This is a genomic window from Klebsiella sp. PK18 (genome assembly GCF_057784655.1).
Window position 1 is genome coordinate 2,333,719 of the sequence record NZ_CM173493.1, and the last position, 13,698, is coordinate 2,347,416.

The 13,698-nt window shown below is 56.1% G+C and carries 17 protein-coding genes and 3 tRNA genes; 7 read left to right on the plus strand and 13 right to left on the minus strand.

Features of this window, described 5'->3' with window-relative positions; translation table 11 throughout:
* Window positions 1-139 precede the first annotated feature (139 nt).
* The gene (locus AC3EMD_RS11320) at window positions 140-775 is read left to right on the plus strand and encodes a carbonic anhydrase (RefSeq protein WP_008804599.1); all 636 of its coding nucleotides are present in this window, start codon (window positions 140-142) and stop codon (window positions 773-775) included.
* A 36-nt stretch (window positions 776-811) separates the two neighbouring features.
* Here the strand turns inward: AC3EMD_RS11320 and AC3EMD_RS11325 are convergent, their stop codons facing one another.
* From AC3EMD_RS11325 to AC3EMD_RS11340, 4 genes are all read right to left on the minus strand, one after another.
* A complete protein-coding gene (locus tag AC3EMD_RS11325; RefSeq protein WP_207786593.1) occupies window positions 812-1,828 on the minus strand; it encodes a zinc-dependent alcohol dehydrogenase family protein in 1,017 nt (338 codons plus the stop codon).
* A gap of 149 nt (window positions 1,829-1,977) precedes the next feature.
* Complete coding sequence (locus AC3EMD_RS11330) at window positions 1,978-2,187, minus strand: YdgH/BhsA/McbA-like domain containing protein (RefSeq protein ID WP_004202908.1); 210 nt, start codon at window positions 2,185-2,187, stop codon at window positions 1,978-1,980.
* Between the two features lie 84 nt (window positions 2,188-2,271).
* Window positions 2,272-2,988 carry a hypothetical protein gene (locus AC3EMD_RS11335; protein ID WP_039103689.1) on the minus strand — a complete coding sequence of 239 codons (717 nt, stop codon included), beginning with the start codon at window positions 2,986-2,988 and terminating at the stop codon, window positions 2,272-2,274.
* 45 nt (window positions 2,989-3,033) lie between these two features.
* Window positions 3,034-3,468 carry a winged helix-turn-helix domain-containing protein gene (locus AC3EMD_RS11340; RefSeq protein WP_012968028.1) on the minus strand — a complete coding sequence of 145 codons (435 nt, stop codon included), beginning with the start codon at window positions 3,466-3,468 and terminating at the stop codon, window positions 3,034-3,036.
* A 401-nt stretch (window positions 3,469-3,869) separates the two neighbouring features.
* Here AC3EMD_RS11340 and AC3EMD_RS11345 point away from each other — a divergent pair, with 401 nt between their 5' ends.
* A complete protein-coding gene (locus tag AC3EMD_RS11345) occupies window positions 3,870-4,019 on the plus strand; it encodes a hypothetical protein (RefSeq protein WP_012541503.1) in 150 nt (49 codons plus the stop codon).
* A gap of 71 nt (window positions 4,020-4,090) precedes the next feature.
* Here AC3EMD_RS11345 and AC3EMD_RS11350 read toward each other — a convergent pair whose 3' ends face one another.
* Window positions 4,091-4,927, minus strand: coding sequence for an MBL fold metallo-hydrolase (locus AC3EMD_RS11350; protein ID WP_270189541.1), 837 nt, complete (start codon window positions 4,925-4,927; stop codon window positions 4,091-4,093).
* 7 nt (window positions 4,928-4,934) lie between these two features.
* Window positions 4,935-5,450, minus strand: coding sequence for a hypothetical protein (locus tag AC3EMD_RS11355; protein ID WP_012968030.1), 516 nt, complete (start codon window positions 5,448-5,450; stop codon window positions 4,935-4,937).
* 156 nt (window positions 5,451-5,606) lie between these two features.
* On the opposite strand from AC3EMD_RS11355, the gene AC3EMD_RS11360 reads away from it, so the two are divergent.
* Window positions 5,607-6,491, plus strand: a complete 885-nt coding sequence (locus AC3EMD_RS11360) for a LysR substrate-binding domain-containing protein (RefSeq protein ID WP_012968031.1) — start codon at window positions 5,607-5,609, stop codon at window positions 6,489-6,491.
* On the opposite strand, the gene AC3EMD_RS11365 is transcribed toward AC3EMD_RS11360, so the two are convergent.
* On the minus strand, window positions 6,488-7,414 hold the full coding sequence (locus tag AC3EMD_RS11365) for an AraC family transcriptional regulator (RefSeq protein WP_110210764.1): 927 nt from the start codon (window positions 7,412-7,414) through the stop codon (window positions 6,488-6,490). The two genes, AC3EMD_RS11360 and AC3EMD_RS11365, sit on opposite strands and share 4 nt — an antisense overlap.
* A 98-nt stretch (window positions 7,415-7,512) precedes the next feature.
* Between AC3EMD_RS11365 and AC3EMD_RS11370 the strand changes: the two genes are divergently transcribed.
* Together AC3EMD_RS11370 and AC3EMD_RS11375 are read left to right on the plus strand one after the other, a co-directional pair.
* Window positions 7,513-8,265, plus strand: a complete 753-nt coding sequence (locus tag AC3EMD_RS11370; RefSeq protein ID WP_012968033.1) for an SDR family oxidoreductase — start codon at window positions 7,513-7,515, stop codon at window positions 8,263-8,265.
* Between the two features lie 351 nt (window positions 8,266-8,616).
* A complete protein-coding gene (locus AC3EMD_RS11375; RefSeq protein ID WP_077248742.1) occupies window positions 8,617-8,913 on the plus strand; it encodes a hypothetical protein in 297 nt (98 codons plus the stop codon).
* A gap of 660 nt (window positions 8,914-9,573) precedes the next feature.
* Here the strand turns inward: AC3EMD_RS11375 and AC3EMD_RS11380 are convergent.
* The 3 genes from AC3EMD_RS11380 to AC3EMD_RS11390 all read right to left on the minus strand — a co-directional run bounded on the left by AC3EMD_RS11380 (window position 9,574) and on the right by AC3EMD_RS11390 (window position 9,812).
* Window positions 9,574-9,650: transfer RNA gene (locus tag AC3EMD_RS11380), tRNA-Val, on the minus strand.
* A 4-nt stretch (window positions 9,651-9,654) separates the two neighbouring features.
* A tRNA-Val gene (locus AC3EMD_RS11385) sits at window positions 9,655-9,731 on the minus strand.
* A 4-nt stretch (window positions 9,732-9,735) separates the two neighbouring features.
* A tRNA-Val gene (locus AC3EMD_RS11390) sits at window positions 9,736-9,812 on the minus strand.
* 254 nt (window positions 9,813-10,066) lie between these two features.
* On the opposite strand from AC3EMD_RS11390, the gene AC3EMD_RS11395 reads away from it, so the two are divergent.
* Window positions 10,067-10,645, plus strand: a complete 579-nt coding sequence (locus tag AC3EMD_RS11395; protein ID WP_008804612.1) for an LOG family protein — start codon at window positions 10,067-10,069, stop codon at window positions 10,643-10,645.
* Here the strand turns inward: AC3EMD_RS11395 and ydgU are convergent.
* The 3 genes from ydgU to mdtK all read right to left on the minus strand — a co-directional run bounded on the left by ydgU (window position 10,638) and on the right by mdtK (window position 12,801).
* Window positions 10,638-10,721, minus strand: a complete 84-nt coding sequence (gene ydgU, locus AC3EMD_RS11400) for a small membrane protein YdgU (protein WP_002907795.1) — start codon at window positions 10,719-10,721, stop codon at window positions 10,638-10,640. The genes AC3EMD_RS11395 and ydgU overlap by 8 nt on opposite strands.
* A gap of 64 nt (window positions 10,722-10,785) precedes the next feature.
* Window positions 10,786-11,250, minus strand: a complete 465-nt coding sequence (gene asr, locus AC3EMD_RS11405; RefSeq protein ID WP_164729006.1) for an acid resistance repetitive basic protein Asr — start codon at window positions 11,248-11,250, stop codon at window positions 10,786-10,788.
* A gap of 177 nt (window positions 11,251-11,427) precedes the next feature.
* Window positions 11,428-12,801, minus strand: coding sequence for an MdtK family multidrug efflux MATE transporter (gene mdtK, locus AC3EMD_RS11410; protein WP_012541512.1), 1,374 nt, complete (start codon window positions 12,799-12,801; stop codon window positions 11,428-11,430).
* A 229-nt stretch (window positions 12,802-13,030) separates the two neighbouring features.
* Here mdtK and AC3EMD_RS11415 point away from each other — a divergent pair, with 229 nt between their 5' ends.
* Complete coding sequence (locus AC3EMD_RS11415; RefSeq protein WP_012541513.1) at window positions 13,031-13,666, plus strand: riboflavin synthase; 636 nt, start codon at window positions 13,031-13,033, stop codon at window positions 13,664-13,666.
* Window positions 13,667-13,698: the final 32 nt, after the last annotated feature.

Consider the following 13,698-nt stretch of genomic DNA (forward strand, 5'->3'; position numbering starts at 1 on the left):
GGCAGGGCGGCGCGGGCGGTGGCGGCGCGCGTTTTCTGCGCAACTGTTTGAATAACGATTCCCATTCTTGTCATCAATGGTAAACTGAATAACTGTGATCTTTGTCATACCGTAATAACTACAGAGAAGAGACACTGCTATGCAACATATCATTGAGGGCTTCCTCAACTTCCAGAAAGAGATCTTCCCCCAGCGTAAAGAGCTCTTCCGTAGCCTGGCCTCCAGCCAGAATCCCAAAGCGCTTTTCATCTCCTGTTCAGACAGCCGTCTGGTGCCTGAACTGGTAACCCAGCAGGAGCCGGGACAGCTCTTTGTCATTCGTAACGCCGGGAATATCGTGCCGTCTTTCGGGCCGGAGCCAGGTGGCGTTTCTGCTACCATCGAATATGCCGTCGTTGCGCTGGGCGTGACGGATATCGTGATCTGCGGCCACTCCAACTGCGGCGCGATGAAAGCGATCGCCACCTGCCAGTGCCTTGAGCCGATGCCGGCGGTGTCCCACTGGCTGCGCTATGCTGATGCCGCGAAAGCAGTGGTGGAAAAGAAAACCTGGGCCAGCGAAACCGATAAGGTCAACGGCATGGTGCAGGAAAACGTCATCGCTCAGTTGAACAACATCAAAACCCATCCGTCGGTGGCGGTCGGTCTGCGCGACCATACCCTGCGGCTGCACGGCTGGTTCTACGACATTGAAAGCGGCGACATTCAGGCGCTGGATAAAAACACGAAATCCTTTGTTTCGCTGTCGGAAAATCCGGACGTCTTCTTCGAATAAAGCCGTTCTCAGGGCACGGAGGCCCTGTTCATCCCCTCACCACTCCACGCAAATTTTGCCAAAATGGGCGCCGCTTTGCAGATAGCGAAAGGCATCCGGTAAGGCTGTAAAATCAAACACTTTATCGATAACCGGCCGCGACGTCTGCAGGTTCAGGGCGTTGACGTAGTCCTGTTGTTGCCGTCTATTACCCACCACCAGCCCCTGCAGTCGGGCCTGTTTACTCATCAGCAGATGGGTGGGGACATGGCCCTCGAAGCCGGTCAGGACGCCGATCAGGGCGATGTGTCCGCCAACACTGACCGCCTCGAACGACTGCCCCAGGGTGCCCGGACCGCCCAGCTCCAGAATGAGATCGGCCCCGCGATGGCCGGTGATATCCTGCACCGCGGCGCCCCATTCCGGGGTGGTGCGGTAATTGATGAGATGATCGGCCCCCAGGGCGCGAGCGCGGGCGAGTTTTTCATCTGACGATGAGGTGACGATCACCTGTGCGCCCATACTTTTCGCCAGCTGCAGGGCGGTTATCGACACGCCGCCGGTGCCAAGCGTCAGCACCGTATCGCCCGCTTTTAACCGTCCTTCGACGACCAGCGCGCGCCAGGCGGTAAGACCGGAAGTGGTGATGGTTGCCGCCTCCCTGAAACTCCACCCCTCAGGCGCATGGGTAAAATGGCTGGCCGGCCTGACGACATACTGGCAGGCGAACCCCTCCGCGCCATCGCCCGGGGTCTGACTGAAGTCGCTCACCAGCGGACCGGGGCGGCCATCCAGCCACTGCGGGAAAAAGCCAGCGACCACCCGGTCACCCGGCTGAAATTCGTTCACTCCGGCGCCAACCGCTTCCACCACGCCGGCGCCATCCGCCATCAGGATCCGCCGATCGGCGGTGGGAATTACCCCCGTTGCGACCAGCAAATCATGGTAGTTCAGCGAGGTGGCGTGCAGCGCCACCCGGATCTCTCCTGCGGCGGGCGCCCCGGGGTCAGCAAGATCGACAAGCTGCAGGTTCTCAAGCGAACCGGTTTTTTTGACTGTCCAGGCTTTCATCATCAGGCTCTCTTTTCTGGAGGATACAGTCAGTATTGGTCGGGAATGGAGCGAGCGCCACAGCATGCCTGTCAGCAAAACAAAGAAAGGGGAAGGGGTAAAAAAAAGCGCCGTTTTTAACGGCGCTTTTTTATTGCTAACGGCTAAAGGGATTATTTGCTCAGTTCAGCCGTCATATGGACGCGGTTATTAAACTGGGCGCTGGTGATTTTATAGGATGCACCCTGTTCCGCGGCCTGGGCGGCGATTTTTGCTTCAGCCCGGTCCAGGGTCGAGGCGGTAGCGCTGACGCTCTGGGCGAAGCTGACAGAAGAGAACAGAGACAGTGCCGCAACTGCAACGAAAGTTTTGATGGATTTCATGGTCGTATTCCTTAATCTGGTGTCTGATAAAGGGCTTTTCGCCCTGATGTGGTAAAGAATACGCTTGAATGTTGCAGGCTAAAATCAAAACAATTTGCGAATCTTGTTCAAATAATATGAATGATTTTTAGCCGCGTGCAACGCAGCCTGCCGCTGTCGGGCAGGCTTTGCCCCTGGCGTATAACTGGCAAGGTCGGGTGAGAGCGGGTTAAACGTTGGCCCGGAGGTCATAAAATGATGAAAATGAGCATGGCTGACCAGGTGAAAATTAACCTTAATCCGTTCCAGTCCGTTATAGACTCGCTTGCGATTGATCCCCAACGTGGCCGCCAGTTGATTCACCGACTGCCCCTTCATGGTGGCGGCGATTATCCGCCTTTCCAGAAGGTTGAGGGGCGCTCGTTGACGGGAAGAGGTACTCTGACGCTGATGACGCGGCACCAGAGGCCAGCGACGATCGGCCAGCCTGCGCAAAAGGCGGCCAACCTCCGGAACGCTTTCCCGCTGGCTAACCCACAGGAGGGTGTCCGCGAAAAAGGCGCGTCCGCGCCTCACGTTGCCGGCCGAGGTAAAGCCGATCACCAGACTCTGATAACGCAGGGCTAATTCAGCGGCGGCCTGATAATCGTGAAAGTTTTCCAGCGATAAAATAATCACATCCAGCCCAGCCGGATCGGGAAAATGGCTGAGTGGCAGCGAATGAATAATGTTCAGCCCGGGCAGGGTCTCCTGAATATCTCTGAAACACTGGGCGAGGCCGATATTAAAAAAAAGATTATTGCTGTGAATTAAAATATTCAACGGATAAACCCTGTTACAAGCGATGTAAACGGCGCGGAGAGGGGATTAGCTGCGTACCAGAAGTTTATTCATATCAGCAGGCGAGGCATTAATATAATTCATCATGCCCGGTGGTTTGAATGAGTAAATTTCGGCTACGACAGCATTGTTAATATAATACCCTGCGCACTTGACCCGAATAATTAATGCGCTTTCAACGCCTGCCTGGCTAAGACGGGATTTTAACGTCTGAATAACCTGCCATAATCGCTGCGCAGACGGGCGAAGGTTATTTTTTTCCCAGACGTTAATCATCAACTCTTCATCGCTGACCACCCGTTCTCTGCCATGCGCCAACAGATATTCCAGTAAACAGGCCATGGTACTGCGTAGCTGAACTTGCGTTCGCGTCCCTCGCAGCGCGATAATTTCCCGATGATGCAGGCAGTAGAAAATATTATCTGCTAACTTATAGCCAAGCAGTTTATAGCCCTTAGTCATCCACCACTCCCTGACAAATCCAGTTATTGCCGGTGCAGAGTACCTGCCTGCTGCTGACTGACCAAGTGAATTTTATTTGTTAGAATAATCAAAACAAATAACCATGTTTGTATACATAAGTAGAATAAAAATCTGATAAATGATTATTGCTCTGCAGGATTGTATGGTATAGGAAAAGTCTTAAACAAACGTCAGCCGCTGGTAAGCGGTTGAATATATAGGTGTCAGGAAAAACTAAATGCACTTATATTGATCTAGATCAATTTTGCTCATTTCAGGAGGCTTTCACCATTTACATAGTAAAACAAAGATTGAAATAACTTCCGTTACGCGATGATAAGCTGATTCTGAACTTATGGAACTACCCAGGGAATTGTTCATTACTTTTCAGGAGCGTTTTTATGGTCATTGCAACTCGTAAGCCTCTGTGTAACAAACGCTGGTCGGCCAGCCCGGCCTCCCAGGATCTTCAGTTGACTCAGCTACGCCACCCGTGGGTCGCCACCAAAGCCAGCTGCAAAAGCAAAAAAGCCTGGAAAAGCCGCAGTTAGCGGCCTGCCCAACCCCCTGACATAAAGCCCTGCTTGTTCCTGCGGACAAGCAGGGCTTACCTCTGCGACCTTTACACCGACTGCAACAGATAACCAGAAGGCGTCTCCACCACCCTGGCAAAGCCGGGCAGACCAAGATGCATGCCGGCGATCAGCCATTGTTCGCTGGCGGCCTGGCGCAGCAGACATTCCCGGGTTTGTCGGGCCTGTTCAGGATCGACGTCGAAGGCGACCGACACCGACGGCCGGGTGGTCTGAATGGTCGGGAAATGGACAATATCCCCCCAGATGAGCAGCGAGGTATCGCCCGCCTCGAGACGATACCCGGTATGGCCGGGCGTATGGCCGGGCAGAGGGCACGGGTGGATCCCGGCGACCGTCTCCTCACCATCAACTTCGCGAATTTGCGCCGCGCAGATTGCCAGTACGCGGTGGACGAGCAGCACGTTGCGCCGGCCGCGATCGCTGGCGTTGTCCAGTGTGGATGCCGCCAGCCAGTAAGCGCGTTCCCGCGAAGGCAGGAACACCGTGGCGTTGGGATACGCCGGGGCGCCGGTTGCCGTCAGCAACCCGCCGATGTGGTCCGGGTGCGCGTGGGTGAGGAGGATGGTGTCAATCTCCTCAGGGCGTACGCCGAGCAGCGCCAGATTGGCGATAAGCGCACCGCCGACGCCATTGACTCCCCCGGTGCCGGTATCCACCAGTACGGTGTGCCCGCGTCCGCGGATAAGATAGGCGCCGATCGCAATGACCTCCGGTGAGGCTAACCCGGCGTTCCGCTGCAGGCGCTCCGCCTCCTCAGGCATGATACCCGAGAGTAAGGACAGTGGCGCCGACATCTGACCATCACTGACGGCGGTCACCGTCAGGTCGCCTGCGGTCAACGTATAAAAGGGGACTGGTGTCATGGTGACCTCACGCGCGTTGCGCCGGGTTACGTAACCGGGCGGTGATGGGCTGATAGATAAAGACGGCGGCAGCCGTGGCCAGATGATGCAGGTCGTCACGCGGGACGATGGCGGCATACCGGGTTTGTTGTGTCGCCAGGCCGCCAGGCAGCAGGACGATTGCCGGGGAGATGGGTAGCGTCTGAGGCGTATCGCTCAGCAGGAGCACCTCATCAGACCGGACCTCCCGCACGCCGCTATCTGCAACATAGAGGTGGCGGTGCCAGTCGGTGATCGCCGATTGCCAGCGGGCAAAATGGCCGCCACCGTTGCGGCGGTAGGCGTCGCTGTCGATGACGGTAGCATCGTGGATATCGTGCAGCGCCAGGTAGCGGGGGCACTCCTCGCTGAGGGCGCGGAAGCGCTGAGAGGCGTAAAAACCGGGCACAGAGACCAGCGCCGGCAGTTTTTCCTGATTGTAAAAGGTATTCCACGCTGTTTCGCCTTGGGGATCGGTGTAGGCGCATTCGACGACATAGAGCATAGTGACCTCGATGGACAGATGATTGAGCGCGCAAAGCGCTTTAGTGACTTTTCATCATCCTATCGGCTAAAAATGGCGCTGAAAAACGATGTTAATTCAATGGTCAGTGATATTCTGTCACTGACTTTCGGTGAGCCTGCACAAGGAGCATTGGCTATGCGTCGTAAAATCCCCAGCAGCGCTGCGCTACTGGCTTTTGAGGCCGCTGCCCGTCACGGCAACTTTGCCCGCGCGGCGGCGGAACTCGCATTAACGGAAGGGGCAATCAGCCGGCAGATTGCCCGTCTGGAAGCGCTCCTCGACAGTAAACTCTTCGACAGGACGGGGAGCCGGGTGCGGCTCAATCCGGCTGGCGCCCGCTATGCCCGCCAGGTCCGCGAGATCCTTGCCCGTCTGGAGCGGGATACCCACGATGTCAGCGGGATGCCCTCCGATGGACATAGCCTGGAGCTCGCCGTGCTTCCTACCTTTGCCAGCCGCTGGTTAATTCCCCGGCTTGGACGCTTTGCAGCGCAGCATCCGCATATCGTGGTCAATATTGCCGCCCGCAGCGATCCCTTCATCCTCCCGGGCAGCGGTTTTGATGCCGCCATCCATTTTGATCACCCGGCGTGGACTGGCATGGATGTGACCTTTTTGTTCGAGGAGTATCTGCTGCCGGTCTGTCATGCGGCGTTGCTGACGAATGACGATCTCCCCGGGCAACTGAACCGATTGCCGCGCATTCACCGGCGGCAGAACCCTGACGCCTGGCTGCTCTATGCCCGGGAATGCGGGTTGGCGCTGGATAATCCGGCGCAGGGGCCGCGCTACGATCTGCATGAGATGGCCATCGCCGCGGTACTGAGCCAGCAGGGGGTGGCGCTGGTGCCGAAGATGTATGTGGAAAGCGAGCTGCGCGCCGGGACGCTGGTTGCCCCGTGGCCGGGCTCCCCGACGCTGGCTAAGCGCTTCTGCCTGATCAAACCCGGTGGCGGGGAGGGGGAGCTGGCGCTGCAAGTGTTTGAGCGCTGGCTGCAGACGGAGATTGCAGCCGGTTAAGTCAGGGCTGGCCCGGGGGGAGGCTGCGTCGCCCGCTGGCGGGCATATTTCCCCGGCGATATCCCGGTATAACGGGTAAAAGCTACGCTGAACGCGCTAGCCGAGCCATAGCCGATGCGCTCGGCGATATCCGCAATGCTGATGCCCGTCTCGCTCAGCCACTGCATGGCCAGGGTCATTCGCCAGCCTAACAGATAGCCCATCGGGGTCATCCCGGTCAGGTCGGTAAAGCGTTCAAATAACGTCGAGCGAGACAGCGCACAGTCGGCGGCCAGGGCGTTGACCGTCCAGCGTCTGGCGGGGGCCTGATGCAGCAGGCGGATTGCCTGGGCGACCCGCGGGTCGCTCAGCCCGCGCATCAGACCGGGGGTGGCGAGCGTGCCGGAGGAACGGATGGCCTCGATAAAAAGTAGCTCAACCATCCGCGCCAGAACGAAAGATTTGCCCGCGCGATCCTCTTGCGCTTCCTCTTTCAGCAGCCCGACAAAGGTGGCCAGCCGCGGGTGATTGCGGACCACCACAAAGGCTGGCAACAGCGAGGCCAGCAGGCTGGCGTTCGTTGAACCGGAAGCGCAGTGGCCAATCAGCGCCTGCATCTGCGCAGGCTTGTCGAGGGCTCCCAGCCGAAAGTGTCCCTCCGCCAGTTGCACCGGGATGGTCTCCAGCGCCGGTGAAGGGGGCGGGGGCAGGCTGGTTAGCGCGAAACGGTACGCCGCCGGGATCAGAATAAAGTCCCCGGCGCGCAGGATCTGCGGCTCATGCTGGTCAATTTCCAGCCGACAGCCGCCTTCCAGCACGACGCCATAAAATGACAACCCCTGGTCCGAGCGTATCACTCGCCAGTCTCCCGCCCCCTCAACGGTTTTGGTCAGCACCGCTCTGAGATTTAGCATGGCAATAACCTCCGCCAACGGATCGCTCATTTCCGGACTCCTGCTAAAGAATGATGGATTATTGACCCTATATCGTCCGACACGGCCTGTCTATGATCAAAAGGAAGAAGCCATTCGGAGACAGAGATATGCAAACGATAATGATCACCGGCTGTTCATCGGGTTTTGGCCTGGAGACGGCGCGTTATTTTCTCGAGCAAGGCTGGAAGGTTATTGCCACGATGCGCGCTCCGCAGGAAGGTGTGTTGCCCGCCAGCGACCGTCTGCGGCTGGTGCGTCTTGACGTCACTTCGGCGCAGAGTATCGCCGAGGCCATTGCCGAAGCCGGAGAGATTGATGTGCTGGTTAACAACGCCGGGGTGGGGATGCTTAATGCCCTGGAGGGCGCGTCGCGCGAGGCGATAGCAGACCTGTTTGCCACCAATACCCTGGGAACGATTGCCATGACCCAGGCGGTGATCCCCCGGTTCAGAGCGCGCCGAAGCGGGACCATCGTTAACATTACCTCGGCGGTCACCCTGCAACCGATGCCCCTGCTGGCGGTATACACCGCGAGTAAGGCGGCGGTGAATGCCTTCACGGAGTCGCTGGCGCTGGAGCTCCGTGCTTTTAATATTCGCGTCGGGCTAATCCTGCCGGGACGCGCCCCGCAGACCCGCTTCGGGGAAAACGCTCGTCGAACGATGGGCCAGCTCCCGGAGAGCTATGCGGCGCTCGGCCAGCAGATCCTCGACAGCATGCAGGATAACGCCAGCGTGACGCAGGCTGTCGATGTGGCTCAGGCCGTCTGGCGGATGGTGAACGATCCTCAGGCCCCTTCGCGGCTGCCGGCAGGGGAAGATGCCCTGGCGATGGCGCAGGCCAGTCTTCGCCGTGTCTGAAGACAATATGCGGGTTTTGTCTGTCAGACGGTAGGTGCGCAAGCTGCCGCTGCGCTTTATGGCCAGGGGAATATTATCCCTGTCAGTATCGACTGGATAATATTAGCGGGTTATACGAAATAACGGTCAGGCGGCGCTAACTGATGTAAATCAGAAAAGCAATGTATTTCATGGTGCGTTTTCGCCGCTTATTCTGGATATGTGCGAACCGCCCGCCATATTATGACATCATCAATGGCTCAGGTCTTTTATATGTAAATTCTCAATGTAATTCGGGCGTTAATCTTAAAAAGTTAGTCTGGCCCGGTCGGGGCTGGACTTTCTTTATTCTACTGTGGCAGGGTTTCATCTATGCTGTACCGCGCTCGCTTGTTTACGCCAGGGAATAGTTTTCAGTATGGAATATTTCTTTGGTGGATTATGAATATAAAACGAACATTACTCATCATACTTTCCCGTGTTATCAGGGGAGCAGGTATGGGATTAGGTACTTCGGGTATCGCGCTGGCTGGCTGGTTCTTTTTTTTCTCAGTGAATGAATATAAATTTCTCTGGGGTTTACTTTCAGTTGTGGAATTCCTGGTGGGGTATCTGATATATCGATTTGCATATGCATATATTTATGATGAATGGAATGATTATCATTAAAAATTAAACGGCGTGGTCTGTTGATCGATTTTTGATGCTCATGACTGTGGAGTAAAAATATGAGTGTGATGGGTGCCCTTTCAAATACTTGAAGTGTCGTTTTGCCAGCGTTAATTTTGTCTGAATCTGAGGAACGAAACCCTGTGCAATTTGTGAACGGGCTGCATGACGTAAAATTCGGGCCACACTGAGTGAAATGTCAGGTTAGAGGCCGAAACTCATGCTGCATTGTTTTCCGTTATGATAGTAGTGAAAGTGCCATTTTTGCTTCCTGATTTGCTGACAGACAGGGAGTGGCCATCCATATCGGTCAGCGAGTCATTTGGGGGAGTAGCCGCCATTACGAATGGCCGTGTCGGTTAATGGCATAGTCGTCACCTTAGTTTTGTCTGCAGTATTCTGTAACGTCAGTGCCCGGAGTTTTAAAGCCTGAAATGTTTTCCGCCGGGAAAAAATGCCTTGCTGCAATGATACTTTTCCCGTCGTTCGTGGACTAAAGCGCCATTTCGATGTGCTCAAAAATGTACTTAAAAGGGTTGGCTTCCCCTGCACGAGTGTGGAATATGCAAGGAAAAATCTTTGCCAATACACAACATTTTAAGTCAGCAATACCATCGGGGGCAGGTGATAAAACACAGAAATTACAGAAGGATAACTGATTGGTGCGTCTGAATGGACTCGAACCATCGACCCCCACCATGTCAAGGTGGTGCTCTAACCAACTGAGCTACAGACGCATTATGGTGCGTTTAATTGGACTCGAACCAACGACCCCCACCATGTCAAGGTGGTGCTCTAACCAACTGAGCTATAAACGCATTATGGTGCGTTCGATTGGACTCGAACCAACGACCCCCACCATGTCAAGGTGGTGCTCTAACCAACTGAGCTACGAACGCAATGTTGTGGTGACAACGGGGACGCATATTAGCGGCAGGGAGAGGATGTGGCAAGAGGTAAACGTCACTTTTCTTGCACATTGCATGCGATTGCGGAACTTTTACCCATTCCGGATATATTTTACTGAACCACAAGGATATTTCTTCGCCAGCGAGCGTCATGACTCGCTTTTTTCTGCCCGTCTAACTCTGCGCGGTAGGGTTGCCGTTGTGTTAAATTATCGGCCACCAGAAGAGAAGGAGTCATAACGAAGATGAAATCGATTGGTATTTTTTGCGGTTCTTCAGCTGGCGAACATCCGCTGTATCTCGACACCGCCCGTCTGGTCGGACGTACGCTGGCGCAGCAGGGGCTGGCGCTTGTCTATGGCGGCGGCAAAGTCGGTCTGATGGGGGCGGTCGCCGATGCGGCGCTGGAGGCCGGTGGCGTGGTGATCGGCGTGATGCCGCGCGGCCTGGTGGAGCGGGAAATTGCCCACCGCGGCTTGACGGAGCTGCATGTGGTCGAGGATATGCACGAGCGGAAAACCAAAATGGCGGCGCTGGCGGATGGCTTTATTGCCCTGCCGGGCGGGGCGGGGACGCTCGAAGAGATTTTCGAACAATGGACCTGGGCGCAACTGGGGATCCATGAGAAACCGTGCGCGTTCCTGAATATCAAGGGTTATTACGATCCGCTTCAGGCGATGGTCGACAACATGGTACGGGAAGGATTTATGCACCCGCGCTACGCGGAGATGCTGCCGTTTGCTACCTCGGCAGACGAGATTATCGCCGGTTTTCGCGACTATACGCCGCCGGCCCGTAAATGGGTTCAGCAGCCCGCTATTTAAACATCAAGCGCAGGGTAAACAGCGCGCAGACGATGAGCAGTAACAGCAGCAATTCGAAGCGATAGCGTTGCAGCATGATGTCCTCCTGAAAAAAAACCGGCGCTGTTCTGCGCCGGTTTATCACCTTAACGCCCTGACCATTATGCCGCAGGTTTAACCGCCGGTTTAGCTGCGTGGTGTGCCGCTTTATGATGTTTCTTTGCACCCTGCGCTTTCTGCGCGACTGCCGGTTTCGCAGCAGCTTTGTGGTGTTTTTTCGCCGCCTGGGCTTTCTGCGCGACTGCCGGTTTCGCAGCAGCTTTATGGTGTTTCTTCGCCGCCTGCGCTTTTTGCTCAGCAGCCGGTTTCGCAGCGGCTTTATGGTGTTTCTTCGCCGCCTGGGCTTTTTGCTCAGCAGCCGGTTTTGCAGCGGCTTTGTGGTGTTTCTTCGCCGCCTGGGCTTTCTGCTCGGCTGCCGGTTTCGCGGCCGCTTTGTGATGTTTCTTATGGTGAACGGTGGTATGGCTGGCAGCTGCGGCCGGGGTGGCGCTTGCGGCATCGGCAGCGAAAGCAACTGATGACAGACCCATAGCAGCGGCAACAACCAGAGCTAATACTTTTTTCATTCTGAAATCCTCGAATTGGTTTCTTGAGTAACCCCACTGCGGGGCTGTTGACCACACTATATGCGTCTCGGGGAGTGCCATCAGTGAGTCTTTGGTGTCGGGGAGTAACGGAATGTACAACGTGGTCGCAATGCCGGAGAACGAAAAAGCCCGCCGGAGGGGCGGGCTTTGCAGGGACTAGCGCGCGGCGCGCTGTAAGATGATGCTGGAGGGCTGGCGCTGTAGAAAACGCATCCGCAGCATCATCATGATGGCGGCGGAGGTCAGGCCGATGATAAATCCACACCAGAAACCGGCGGGCCCCATGCGTGGCACAACCATATCGGTCAACGCCAGCAGATAGCCGCTCGGCAAACCCAGCACCCAGTACGCGGTAAAGGTAATAAAAAAGATAGACCGGGTATCTTTATAGCCGCGCAGAATGCCGCTGCCGATCACCTGGATGGAGTCGGAGATCTGATAGATAGCCGCCAGCAGCATCAGGTGTGAGGCCAGCAGCACCACCTCGGGATTATCGTTATACAGCAGGGCAATCTGTTCACGCATCAGCACGGTAAAGATAGCGGTAAATACCGCCAGACAGACGCCCACGCCCACGCCGGTGCGGGCCGAAACCTGGGCATCGATCGTTGAACCTTGTCCGAGACGGAAGCCGACGCGAATGGTGACCGCCGCCGCCAGCGATAGCGGCAGAACGAACATCAATGAGCTGAAGTTAAGCGCGATCTGGTGACCGGCGACGTCAATGATCCCCAGCGGGGAGACCAGCAGCGCGACGACGGCAAACAGCGTGACTTCAAAGAACAGCGCCAGAGCAATGGGCAGCCCCAGCTGCACCAGCCGTAACAGGACGGCGACATCGGGGCGGCTGAAGCGCTCGGCGCAGCGGATATCCCGCATCGAACGCGCCCGACGCACCCACCACAGCATGCTGGCGAACATCACCCAGTAAACCGAAGCAGTCGCTACGCCACAGCCGACACCGCCCAGCTCGGGCATGCCGAAATGACCATAGATAAAGATATAGTTCACCGGAATGTTGACCAGTAAGCCGATAAAGCCCATGACCATCCCGGGTTTGGTTTTCGCCAGCCCTTCACACTGATTACGGGCAACCTGGAAGAACAGATAGCCCGGCGCGCCCCACAGCAGGGCGCGCAGATAGCCAACCGCCTTCTCAGCCAACAGCGGGTCGATATTATGCATGGAGCTGATGATATAGCCGGCGTTCCACAGCACGACCATAATCAGCACCGAGACAAAGCCGGCCAGCCAGAAGCCCTGACGCACCTGCTGTGCGATGCGATCCCGCCGTCCGGAGCCGTTAAGCTGCGCCACCACCGGGGTCAGCGCCAGCAGCAGCCCGTGGCCAAAGAGGATCGCCGGCAGCCAGATGGAGGTCCCGATGGCCACGGCGGCCATATCCGTGGCGCTGTAGCCACCCGCCATCACGGTATCGACAAAACCCATTGCTGTCTGCGCCACCTGCGCAAGGATGACGGGTATAGCCAGAGCTAATAACTGACGCGCTTCAACGAAATACTTCTGCACGTGAACACCTTTATTTTGTTGTTATTTTGAGACTAAAAAAGCCGCCGTAACTGGCAGCAAGGGGATAAAAATGAGGAATTTCCAGTCTATTGTAGCGAGGATTAGCCATTAAGCCAGTGAAAAAAGAGTCGAGGCACGAAGCGCGCTGGCAACCGCTTTGCCCTCCTGTTATTGTTCCCGATAGCGAAAACGGTAATGATACCGTCATGATTTTCAACAGGAGCCTAACATGTTTACTGGTATTGTTCAGGGAACCGCGAAAGTGGTCTCCATTGATGATAAACCCAATTTTCGCACCCATGTGGTGGAGCTACCGGCGCATATGCTGGAGGGGCTGGAAACCGGCGCCTCGGTAGCCAATAACGGCTGTTGCCTGACGGTGACCGAAATAAACGGCGCGCACATCAGCTTCGATCTGATGAAAGAGACGCTGCGGATTACCAACCTCGGCGATATTCAGATCGGGGATGAAGTGAACGTCGAGCGGGCGGCGAAATTCAGTGATGAAATCGGCGGGCATCTGATGTCCGGCCATATTATGACCACCGCGGAAATCGTGAAGATCCTCACTTCCGAAAATAACCGTCAGATCTGGTTTAAAGTGCAGGATCCGACGCTGATGAAATATATCCTTTATAAAGGTTTCATCGGTATTGATGGCATTAGCCTGACGGTGGGCGAGGTGACGGCAACCCGCTTCTGCGTGCATCTTATCCCGGAAACGCTGCAGCGGACCACGCTGGGCGCGAAAAAGCTGGGTGACCGCGTCAATATTGAGATTGACCCGCAAACTCAGGCGGTTGTCGATACGGTTGAACGCGTGCTGGCCGCGAAAGACGTTGCGTCTAAGGTGAATGAAGCCTGAAAAAAATCCCCCGCCGGTGAGCGGGGGAGATT